The 12,053-nt window shown below is 38.8% G+C and carries 8 protein-coding genes; 1 reads left to right on the top strand and 7 read right to left on the bottom strand.

Translation table 11 applies throughout. From position 1 onward, the window contains the following. Positions 1-29 precede the first annotated feature (29 nt). The 7 genes from H5181_RS09015 to H5181_RS08985 all read right to left on the bottom strand — a co-directional run bounded on the left by H5181_RS09015 (position 30) and on the right by H5181_RS08985 (position 8,304). Positions 30-812: an ABC transporter ATP-binding protein gene (locus tag H5181_RS09015; protein ID WP_341539173.1), complete on the bottom strand. Its 783-nt coding sequence runs from the start codon at positions 810-812 to the stop codon at positions 30-32. Between the two features lie 139 nt (positions 813-951). Continuing rightward, positions 952-2,199: an ABC transporter substrate-binding protein gene (locus tag H5181_RS09010; RefSeq protein WP_011637300.1), complete on the bottom strand. Its 1,248-nt coding sequence runs from the start codon at positions 2,197-2,199 to the stop codon at positions 952-954. Positions 2,200-2,287: 88 nt separating this feature from the next. After that, entirely contained in the window at positions 2,288-3,361 is a 1,074-nt protein-coding gene (locus H5181_RS09005) for a branched-chain amino acid ABC transporter permease (RefSeq protein ID WP_011637299.1), read from the bottom strand. 96 nt (positions 3,362-3,457) lie between these two features. Then, positions 3,458-4,351 (bottom strand): branched-chain amino acid ABC transporter permease, encoded by an 894-nt coding sequence (locus H5181_RS09000; RefSeq protein WP_011637298.1) that lies wholly within the window; start codon positions 4,349-4,351, stop codon positions 3,458-3,460. Then, a complete protein-coding gene (locus tag H5181_RS08995; protein ID WP_123778266.1) occupies positions 4,348-6,315 on the bottom strand; it encodes a long-chain fatty acid--CoA ligase in 1,968 nt (655 codons plus the stop codon). Before H5181_RS08995 ends, H5181_RS09000 begins: the two co-directional genes overlap by 4 nt. Next, entirely contained in the window at positions 6,315-7,124 is an 810-nt protein-coding gene (locus H5181_RS08990) for an ABC transporter ATP-binding protein (RefSeq protein WP_123778267.1), read from the bottom strand. The genes H5181_RS08995 and H5181_RS08990 overlap by 1 nt, the downstream gene beginning before the upstream one ends. A 139-nt stretch (positions 7,125-7,263) precedes the next feature. Beyond that, a complete protein-coding gene (locus H5181_RS08985) occupies positions 7,264-8,304 on the bottom strand; it encodes a DcaP family trimeric outer membrane transporter (protein WP_123778268.1) in 1,041 nt (346 codons plus the stop codon). 186 nt (positions 8,305-8,490) lie between these two features. Here H5181_RS08985 and H5181_RS08980 point away from each other — a divergent pair, with 186 nt between their 5' ends. Continuing rightward, positions 8,491-12,048, top strand: a complete 3,558-nt coding sequence (locus tag H5181_RS08980; protein ID WP_182750835.1) for a PAS domain-containing hybrid sensor histidine kinase/response regulator — start codon at positions 8,491-8,493, stop codon at positions 12,046-12,048. Positions 12,049-12,053: the final 5 nt, after the last annotated feature.

Here is a 12,053-nt window from a genome sequence, read left to right as displayed (position 1 = left end):
AACGTCACAAACTAATTAGTCAATAATAGTTATAACCAACGCTTGCGGCGTTTATAAGATTTCAAGCCTTTAAAACTCTTACGTTCTTCATTACCGCCGCCAAGATAAAACTCTTTAACATCTTCATTACTCATGAGTTGTTCTTGCGTACCATCAAGCACAATTTTTCCTGATTCCATGATATAACCATAATTTGCTGCACGTAGAGCGTAATTGGCATTTTGCTCGACCAACAACATAGTGATCCCTTGGTCTTGGTTAATTTTTTTAATAATACCGAAAACTTCTTTGACTAATAGTGGGGATAGACCCATTGATGGTTCATCTAAACAAATCATCTTTGGACGCGCCATTAATGCACGACCTATTGCAAGCATTTGCTGCTCACCACCGGATAAATAACCCGCTAATCCAGTCCGTTCTTTCAAGCGAGGGAAATAGTGGAATACCATTTCAATATCTTGATTTATTCGAGAATCTTTACGGGTAAAAGCACCCAGCTTTAAATTCTCTATTGATGACATATCCTCAATAATGCGGCGCCCTTCCATCACCTGAAATAAGCCACTAGCAACAACATCTTCAGCATTTTTACTGTCAATACGCTCACCCATAAAAGTAATATCACCTTTCGTTACCTCACCATTTTCGGTTTTTAACAAACCTGAAATAGCTTTAAGCGTCGTTGATTTCCCAGCACCATTAGGGCCTAGTAAGGTAACAACTTCGCCATCTGGCACATCTAAGCTTACACCGCGTAATACCTGAATAACGTCATCGTAAACCACTTCAATATTATTCACCGTTAATATAGATGATGTGGGTTGTATTTTTGTTGCAATTTGTGGCATATCTACTCCGTCGATGCTATTTGGCTATTAAGATGGTTACTGAGAAACACACACTATGCTGTGCTCCCAGCAACCTAAACGTTATTGAATTAAGTGTTAATTAAAAGCCTAACCAATCGTCTCTACGCTCTAGCGTAACTTGCGATACTTTCTCTACGACGACATCACCGCCGTTATAATTACCTTTATAGATATTGACCTGGTTAATTCCACGATGGTCTTCATTACTCCAATTAGCCGCTAAACACACGCCCTCTAATCCTTTAGGCACCCAGTTTTTATGCACGTACATGCCTTTTTTAACATTTTCACCGGTAATACCGCCGTTATCCTTTGCCCATTCCATTGCTTCTTTCATAAAGAAGGTTGAACAAACACCGCGCATATAATGATGAACACGCTCTTCTGTACCTGACTTATCAGACTGCTTAGATATTTCACGTACTAGCTTCATACCAGGCGCATCATCATTCCAAAAGGGTGTCATGGTCGGGAAAATATAATCCTTTATCCCTTCGCCCGCAGCGGCGAAGATATTCTTATCCCCGCCCCAAATATTCGACATAAATTGAATATCAGTACCTACGGTGTTACAAGATTTCACCAGTGAAAGCACTGAACCGCCTAAGTTACCAATGTAACCATAGTTAGAACCTGAACTTTTTAAACTTAAACATTGCGCCTTAAAGTCACCGGGTTTCATTGAAATAACAATCGATGGTTGTACATCAAAACCGAGTTCAGTAGCGTATTCCGCACATGCCGCTTTGGGTGCGTTAGGAAATGGATGATTGGCACCGATATGAGTGAATTTAGGCTTACCTTTTTCACCTTTGTCTTTCCAATCTTGTGCCGCCCATTGCACTAAACCACGACAAGCATCTGAGTAAGAGGCGCCATAAAAAAAGTTATAAGGTGCTGGTTTTTTAGTATGTGGATTTTTTCCGGTAGGATCAGTTAAATGACCAGAGTATGACGCTGAAAAAACTGGAATTTTATCTTTTGCAACAAAAGAAATTAACGCTTCAGTATCAGCGGTTCCCCAACCTTGCATCGCGACCATTTTTTTACGTGAATGCCATTTTTTATATGATGCGATGGCTTGCGGTACTTTGTAGGCATAGTCGATAGTTTCATATTCTAAGGTTGTGCCTTTAATACCACCGTTCGCATTAATGTAAGCGAGTGAATCTCGCACACCATCAGCATAGTTTTTACCCACAAAGGCTGTTGGTCCTGACATGTCGGCTAAATGTCCGACAAATACAGAATCTTCTGCTATTACCTGAGTGCTCATCCCCAAAGCACAGTATACGAATAGAGAACTTAATTTTGCTTTATGTTGCATGACTATTTCCTTCTTCTTTTAATGGCTATATTGCCAATGAATTGTTGTAATAATTTTTATTTATTCTTTCCCTTTCTATCCACACGGATTAGTAAGAAAAAGGGTAGAATTTCCAATAGTTTTTAATTTGTGCCCAACGATGTGCCATACCTTCGGGCTCAAAAATGAGGAATAAGATGATGACCAAACCTATTGCCATTTCTTTGATGTAAGCCAAACCATCAACCACGGCAGGAATATTGCCCCAGTCAGTCATTTTCATTAGGCCAACACCGCTTTCTAGCACTTCTGGCAAAAACACCATAAACACAACGCCCATCAACGTGCCTTTAATAGAACCCAAGCCACCAATAATGATCATCGCTAGAAATTGAATTGACATAAATAAGGTAAAACCTTCAGCAGACACATAGCCCAAGTAATGCGCATATAACGCACCACCAATACCGGCATAAAATGAAGAAACACCAAACGATAACAAGCGATATTTATTGAGTTTAATACCCATAATTTCTGCAGAAAGGTAATGATCTCGTACGGCAATAAACGCGCGCCCTTCTCGGCTACGCATTAAATTACAACCCCAGATATACATGAAAACTAAAGCAAATAATGCCACATAAAAAAAGCTTTCATCGGTATCAAAGACAAAGCCGAACAAACTAATAGGGTCTGCAGAAGAACCCGATGAACCACCTGAGAACCAGTCGGCACGTGCAAAAAAGTCTTCCAAAATAAATTGTGCTGCGAGTGTTGCGATTGCTAAATACAAACCTTTAATACGAGAAGCAGGTAAACCAAATATCATGCCCACCCCCATAGTTAAAAAACCGGCCAGTGGAATACAAAGCAATACCGGTATACCAAATGAAGTATTCAGCCAAGCGGATGCAAACGCACCAAAGCCAAAAAAAGCACCATGACCTAAGGATATTTGTCCGGTGTAACCAACGAGAATGTTTAACCCTAAAGCAGCTATGCCCAAATACGATATTTGAATAAATAGCGTCAAGTAGTAAGCGTCAACAACAAAAGGCGCAAGACATAGCAGTGCAATAGTAATTACTGCGATACTTTTGATGGTTTTAGTTTCAAAAATAGTATTATCTTGTTTATAGCTAGTACGAAAATCTCCGCACGGTCGCATTGTTAAACTCGACATAATTAACTCCTAAAAATTACATATAATATGCAATACACGAACAGAACTTTTTAATCCTTAGCGCTGCTCATGTTTTATTTTGAAATTGCAAATAGCTTAAATTCGTTCAATATCTTTGGTTCCGAATAAACCGTACGGTTTAAACCAAAGAATAATTAACAATACATAGAATGGTGCGATGTCATACATGTTGCCGATATGAAGATATTGACTATCAAAAAACTCTGCCACATTCTCTAGCACGCCAATAATTAAGCCTCCAACAATAGCGCCAATAATGGAATCTAGTCCGCCAAGGATCACGGCTGGAAACACTTTAACCCCCATCACGGCTAGTGAATTTGAAACACCGTTTACCATGCCAATAACAATACCTGCGGTTGCCGATACTGTTGCAGCAATTCCCCAGCTCATAGCAAACACTTGCTTAACAGATATCCCTAAACTCTGTGCGATTTGTTGATCGAAAGCGGTTGCTCGCATCGCTAAACCATATTTGGAATATTTAAAGAATAAGAAGAACGCGACCATGATAATTAACGCTATCACTGTGCTCATTAAGTAAGCTGATTCGATATTCAAACCAAAAATTTGGATATTTTCAGTTTCAAATACTTTTGGAAAACTCTGTGCAGACACACCGAATATCCACTTCATTAACGCTTGGAAAAATATTGATAACCCAATGGTGACCATAATCACTGAAATAATGGGTTCGCCAATCATCGGCCTTAGTACAATCATTTGGATTAAAATACCAAATATTGCCATAAATACCATTGTTGCTAAAAAGCCGACGATAAATGGTAATTCCAAGTAAATCAGCATTGCCCAACAAACCCATGCACCAACCAATAGAAACTCACCTTGGGCAAAGTTAACCACTTGAGTGGATTTATAAACCAGTACAAAACACATACCGACTACGCCATACAGCAAGCCAACAATTAAACCATTGATAACCAGTTGGATTAATAATTCATAATTCATGATGCTCTCCGTTCTGATGTGAGTTCATTTGTTGATGTATCGGGATTAGGTAAAAGCGAAGCCACTGTAAGCGCTGTTTGAATACGCGTTTTAGTACCATCCTGAAAGACAATAACGGTATCAATATCAACCTTTTCTTTGTCTTCATAGATAGATGAAATAATATCGCCGTATTTATCGGCAATAACCCCACGCCTCACTTTACGTGTACGTGTTAATTCACCATCATCGGCATCAAGCTCTTTATAAAGTAGTAAAAACTTATGGATTTTTTGTGCTTCAGGCAGTGATTCATTAACACGTGCAATCTCTTCACTCATTTTTTCATACACCTGGGGGAGCGTAGATAAATTGGTGTAGTTAGTGAATGCATAACCTTGTTGTTCCGCCCATTTGGCGACAATGCTAAAGCGAATACAGATAAGAGCAGAAAGATACGGACGATCTTTTCCTAAGATGACGGCTTCACCGATAAATGATGAAAACTTCAATTTATTTTCAATATATTGTGGTGAGTACTGGACGCCATTGCTGGTACAAGCAAGATCTTTAATACGATCAATGACCACTAGGTGGCCAGACGGTTTAAAGTAGCCTGCATCACCTGTTTGCATCCAACCATCAATAACATCTTCGTCATACGCTTTTTGGTTATTTAAGTAGCCTGTAAACATTCCAACTGTTTTAGCAATAATTTCACCAACACCTTCTTCATCAGTGTTAATGACTTTTACTTGGGCATTATCAAAAGCAACCCCTACACTATCGTAATCAACATCACCTTCATGATGAATTGTGTAGGCACCACACATTTCAGTTTGTCCATAAAGTTGACGTAACGGCACTCCGATAGTTTGGAAAAACCTAAAAGTATCAGGTCCCATAGCAGCCCCGCCCGTAGCAGCGGATTTTAAAAATGAAAAACCCAACCTATCGCGTAGAGCTTTCATCAATAAGACATCAGCAAGCCAAGACTTTTTACCCTGTGCTTGGCTCTCTTTAGCCAACTTCATAGCATAGTTAAACAGTTTTCTTTTAAGCGGGGTTGAATCCATCATACGCGCTTGAACATCTGCCAATATGCCTTCCCAAACGCGAGGCGCAAGCAAAACAAAACTCGGACCAATTTCACGTAAGTCAGACATTAAGGTTTCTTGCTCTTCAACAAAGTTGACAATTTGGCGGGCGATCAACGCTTGACCAACGGCATAAACCTGTTCCATGATCCAAGGTAATGGCAGCACAGAAACATAATTATCACCCGCATTACGAGGATCGGCTCTTAAGTAAGCGCTACAGTGCTTAACAAAATTTCCTCCATTTAACAGGGCAATTTTAGGTTTAGACGTGGTACCTGATGTCGTGCAGTAAATTGCTGTATCTTCTGGCGTTGTTGCTGCAACTAATTGGTCATAATACGTTGGTTGTGCTTTATCAATTTCTTGACCACGTTTATAAAGTGTCTCTATATCAATAAGGCGTGGATCATCATATTTACGCATACCTCGTGGGTCGCAATATACAATGTACTTCACTTTAGGAATGCCATCACCAAGCTCAAGTAACTTGTCACATTGCTCTTCATTCTCAGCAATAACAACAGTCGCGCCACTGCTATCGAGTAGGTAAATCACCTCGTCATGCATCGAGTCTTGATAGATTCCAATCGAGTAACATCGCATCGCATGGGCAGCGACTTCGCCCCACACCCATTCAGGTCTATTATCACCAAGCAAGGCAATAGCATCGCCTTTTTCTACTCCCATATCGAGTAAAGCTGTTGATAGCCATTTCACACGATTGTTATAGTCATTCCAGGTGAATTCATTCCAAATACCAAACTCTTTCTCACGCATTGACACATCGTTAGGCCAATTTTTTGCATTATGTTGTAAAATTTTAGGGAAAGTATTTAAACTTTCCATTTCAAAATCATTTTCATTATTGCTAATTGATGAAGCCATTAGTTAACCCCCTCTAATTGCAATATGTCTTCTTCCTCTTCTTCAAGACCAAGATAAGCACGCTTAACATATGGATCAGCCATCACTTCATCAGGTAAACCACAAATCAGTTTCTTGCCAAAATCAAGTACCATGACTTCATGAGAAATATCCATAACCACCCCCATGTCGTGCTCAATCATTACCACGGTAATACCAAACTCTTCATTCAAATCGAGAATGTATCTGGCCATATCTTCTTTTTCTTCAAGGTTCATGCCCGCCATGGGTTCATCTAAAAGAATTAATTTCGGGTTTAATGCCATTGCACGAGCAAGCTCTACACGTTTGCGTAAGCCGTAAGATAATGTGCCTGCAATTGATTTTCGAATATGAGAGATTTCTAAAAAATCAATAATCTCTTCCACTTTCCGACGATGTGCTAACTCTTCTTTTTGTGCACCAGACACCCAATATAAAGGTCCTGTAAGCCAATTATTTTTTAGCAGGTGATGACGACCAACCATAATATTGTCTAATACCGACATATGCCCAAATAAGGCTAAATTTTGAAAAGTACGTCCCATACCAAGATCGGCACGGTCATTGGGGCGTAAATCGGTAACATTTTTACCATCAAAGATTATTTTTCCACTATTAGGACGATAGCGCCCCGAAATGCAATTGAGCATTGAAGTTTTACCCGCTCCATTTGGCCCTATAATGGAAAAAACTGAGCCTTTTTTTACTGAAAAGCTAACATCAGTAAGGGCTTTCACACCACCAAACGCCAGTGATATTTGCTCTATATTGAGTATTGACGCAGTCATACTCAACCTCCTAAATTCAAGTGGGGATAAAATTCTGTCACAACTATTATGTTAAAAAATAGAGGGGGAAAACCCCCTCGAAAACGCAACAAAGATTGGGAAAGTTACGTAAATTTAAACAGTAGAATTGATAACGAGATCACAGTGCGTATCTCATGGTTGCTTGTATGTAGTTAGAATTTTTATCTAGCTCATCAAGAGAAAAGTTACCGACTTCAAAACCTACCGTGAGTTCCTTCGTTAAGTCTTGAAACAGATTAACTCCCCACTGTGTACGTTCTCGATTTGAAACATCACCTTCGACTTTTCCGTACAAAACAGTTGAGCGTAAAGATTCAGTCCAAAAATGGCGGTAAGCAACAAGTACAGAGGTTAAATCTTCCACTTCTTCACCATAAAGATCTTTAACAGCAGCAACGCCAACATAGCGACCTAGTTCACCTTTATGAAATTGGAAACGGATATCATCCTTACCCGTGGTGTTAATTCGACCGGCAATTGAGGCACCAAAAGCGGATTCACTATTTCCTAAACTGGTATTTAATTGACGTGCGAGACCCGAAACAGAAATACTGCCCCAGTCCCCTTCAATATTATATCGAGCAATAACATCCGGTACGCTGTCATTAGCGGTATCACCACCCCAGCTTTCTGGATTTTCAATTGCTACTTGAAAATTACCCATGTTATAGCGAATTTGGCCCTGGCGAATGAACACTAAGCCGGTAGTTGCACCAGCAAAATCAGCGGACTCAGGAATAGCACTTGTATTCATAAACGTTGACCACGTTTGACCAACCGTTAACTCTTTATATTTAACAAAAGCATGACGGATACGTGGATGGGCTGAATTAGAAACTATTTCATTACCGCCACCCCCCCAAAAATCCATTTCGATAAAACCCATAACATCGCCATGAACATATTTGGTATTGAAGCGTGTTTCGTTGGCAAAAATTTTAAATTTAGAAGCATCTTCGGTAAGTGGTTCGCCATCTCCTATCCAAAAATCTTTATAAGCAACATCACCATCAACATAACGAGCATCAATTTTAATGTAACCACCAAAAGTTAATTTATCATCTTCTGTTAAGTCAATTTCGTAGCCAGCAAACGCAGAACTTGTTGCTGCCATAAACGAAGATGCAAGTAGAATTTTTTTATATTTTGAATTAAACATTTAACTATTTCCCCTTGTATTTGTTTAATCAATACTATGGCAGTCGAACAAATCGACAATTGGAAATAAGGCCTAGCACCTAACACTTAGTCCTTTAGTCCAATTCCGTATAATTAATCTTGTGAGGGAAAATAGCTAAAGTTAAGATGAACAAATAAAATCAACTGGCGTGATAATAAGGAATATATGTTTTCAAATTGGCTATTGGTAAGCGTAAGCATTGGCTATATCAGCTTATTGTTTCTCATTGCCTATTTAGGTGGAAAATATCGCCATAAATTATTAGAAAAACAAAATGCAATTATCTATGCATTATCGCTTGGTGTTTATTGCACCTCTTGGGGGTTTTTAGGCACATCGGCACAAGCAGCAAATAATTCATTTACTTATATTTCGGTATATCTCGCACCAATATTATTATTTATTTTTGCATGGCCCTTTATTCAACGCATAATAACAACAAGTCTCAAGCTCAAGATCACTTCCATTGCGGACCTACTTTCTGCCCGTTTTGGTAAATCCCAAAGCTTGGCATTTGTTGTCACGCTAGTTGCGTTAATTGGTACTTTGCCTTATATAGCCTTACAGCTAAAAGCTATTGTTTACTCATACAAAATATTACAGCAAAATCAAGATCTTAATGTTTGGCAGATTGGTCTGGTTGTGAGTGGCATTTTGGCAGGCTTCACGATTATATTTGGCATAAGAACCATAGATGTTACTGAGCGTCATCCCGGTGTAATGATTGCTATTGCTTTTGAGTCTGTCGTTAAATTAATCGCTTTTTTATTGGTGGGCCTCTTTGTTTCCTTCGTCATCTATGATTCACCCATCGACATTTGGCGACTATCACAAAACAATATTTCATTTACACAACAATTTGATAGCAGCAGCCTGATCGGTATGGTGGGTTTATTAATTATCGTGATGTCTGCCTTCCTATGTTTACCAAGACAATTTCAAGTAATGTTTGTTGAAATTAAGGAAAAAAAAACCAGTAATTTAGCAAGATGGTTGCTCCCCATCTACATTATTGTTTTTGCTTTTTTTGCTGGCCCGATAGGCCTTGCAGGGACATTAAATTATGGTCAATCAATAGATGCAGACGCTTATGTGTTGTTTCTTCCGGCCTATAACGGGCAAGTATGGCTTTCTTTATTTGCTTTTCTTGGCGCCATTTCTGCTGCTAGCTCTATGGTTATCGTGTCGACAATAGCGTTAAGCACGATGTTAAGTAACGAAATAGTATTCCCATTAATGTTCAAGTTAGCACCACGAAAAAATCATGATTTTCTACATTTTCAATCACGCTTATTACTGATCCGTAAAGCCCTTGTCATTGCAGTGATCACACTCAGTTATTGTATGTTACTACTTTCTCCTCCTGACACATTAGCGTCATTGGGGGAAGTTGCATTTGGGGCTATCGCACAAATTGGTCCAGCTCTTTTAGCCGCTTTTTTCTGGCGAAGAGCGACTCAAAAAGGTGTGTTATGGGGAATAGTAAGCGGGTTTTCTATCTGGACATTATTGAATTTATTACCACAACTTGGCTTCTATCAACATCCTTTAGCGCATACAGGCTGGCCTGAAACAACCATGGTGACACTCTTTGGCCTCTGCATTAATATTTTAGTGCTGTATATTGTTTCACTACTAACACGGCAAAGCATCCGTGAAGAAATGCAGAGTAAATTTTTTTATAAAGAAGATAAAAATCAGCTCTCTTATTTACCTAAGCAACCGAAAGTTGATCTGCTCGAATTAGAATATCTCGTTGCACGCTTTATTGGCCAAGAAAAATCAACTGATTGCTTTGCACAATTTAATCAATCACACAAAAATAAAAAACATAAAACCTACAACGAAGCCTTGTTATTTCATGCAGAAAACACACTCGCCAGTGTTATGGGCTCAGCATCTGCAAAGCTCGTTATTTCCTTCGCTTTAGGTGGTCGCGACATAGCATTTGACCAAGTAGCCCAAATTGTTAAAGACAATTCAACACAACAGTTAGAATTTAGCCGTTCGGTATTACAAGGAGCAATAGAAAATACCAGTGAAGGTATATCAGTCATTGACGGAAATTTAAATTTAGTCGCATGGAATAAACAATATCTCGACATTTTTAATTATCCCAAAGATCTGGTTTATATCGGTTGCCCAATAAGCCAACTTATTCGTTATAACCTCGCTAATCAAAAACACTACATACCCGATATAGAAGCTCAAGTTCAAAAACGATTACAATATATAAGAGCGGGTAGTAAACATAAGTCAGAACGAAAGCTACCAAATGATAAAATCATTAACATTGAAGGGAACCCAATACCTGGCGGTGGTTTTGTGATGATTTTCTCCGATATTACTGAGTTTCGTCAAACAGAAAATTATCTTAAAGAAGAGAACACCGACCTTGAAAGTCGCGTATTATCACGCACTATAGAATTAGAGCAAGCAAACTTAGAACTCGAAAACGCCAACCGAGAATTAGCCCATGCGCAGCTTAAAGCGGAGCAAGCACATTTGAAAAAAAGTCAATATTTACGTGCCTGTAGCCATGACTTATTGCAACCATTATCCGCCGCTCGACTGTTTTCATCTGCTGTATGTTTAAGTTCAAGAGTGTCTAGTCAAGAACGACAGCAAATAAAACAAATAGACAATTCACTCGAGATAGCAAACAATTTACTCTTAGACTTAAATGAAATAGCCCGTATCGAAAGTGGCAATATTATCCCAGATATTTCGGTTATCAGTGTTGAACAATTATTCGCTATGTTGCGGTCAGAGTTTTCAGTGCTAACTAAAGATTATCATATCGATTTTCATTGTCATTCAAGTAAGCTATACATTAAAAGTGATTTAACGTTATTAGTAAGAATTGTGCAAAACTTCCTAAGTAATGCCTTCCGTTATGCTAACCATGGCAAGGTATTATTAGGCTGTCGTCGTAAAGGTCAAAATTTATGTATACAGGTACTCGATAACGGACCAGGAATACCTGAAGATAAGCAACAACAAGTATTTGAACAATTCACTCAGTTATCAACAAATTTGGTAGGACCAAAAGGCTTAGGTTTAGGGCTAAACATAGCACAAAGTTTAGCCAACATTTTGCAGCATGAACTTGGGCTCATCTCAAAGGTAGGGTGTGGTTGCTTATTTAGCGTTGACGTTCCCATTGCCAAAGAGCCTAAAACAATACAAGCAAAAGCCACTCGTGCCAGTGCAACGTTACAAGGGGTAGGCGTACTTTGCATTGACAACGAGATTGATGTAATTTCGGGCATGAGTGACTTATTAACCGCGTGGAAATGTCGAGTTTTTACTGCCCGTACTGCTAAGCAGGCTCTTGAAATTTATCAGGCTCACGAAGAAGATATCGATATATTATTAGTAGATTATCAATTGGTTGACGAAAAACAAAGTGATTATCTTCAATACAAAAACTCACATAAAAGAACCAATTACTCAAATAATCACAATAAGAATAATCGCTGTGCTAATGAAAATAGACTCAATGGCATTGAGTTAATTGCTTGTCTACGCGCGAAAAGTCATTACCCATTACCGGCAATATTAATTACTGCAACAACAGATGAGTCCGTATTAGTACAAGCACAACAAGCTGATATAGGCTATTTAAGAAAGATCATAAAACCACTCGCTTTACGTGCTTTAATGAGCTCATTATTAACGAGAAAACTAGAGCAAAATTACATTCCTAACTCATTCCATTAGCACAA

This window comes from Shewanella sp. SG44-2, from assembly GCF_014164215.1.
GTDB classification, from domain to species: Bacteria; Pseudomonadota; Gammaproteobacteria; order Enterobacterales; family Shewanellaceae; genus Shewanella; species Shewanella frigidimarina.
Note: the sequence above shows the minus strand (reverse complement) of the source record. Positions and strands in the feature narration are given on the sequence as shown.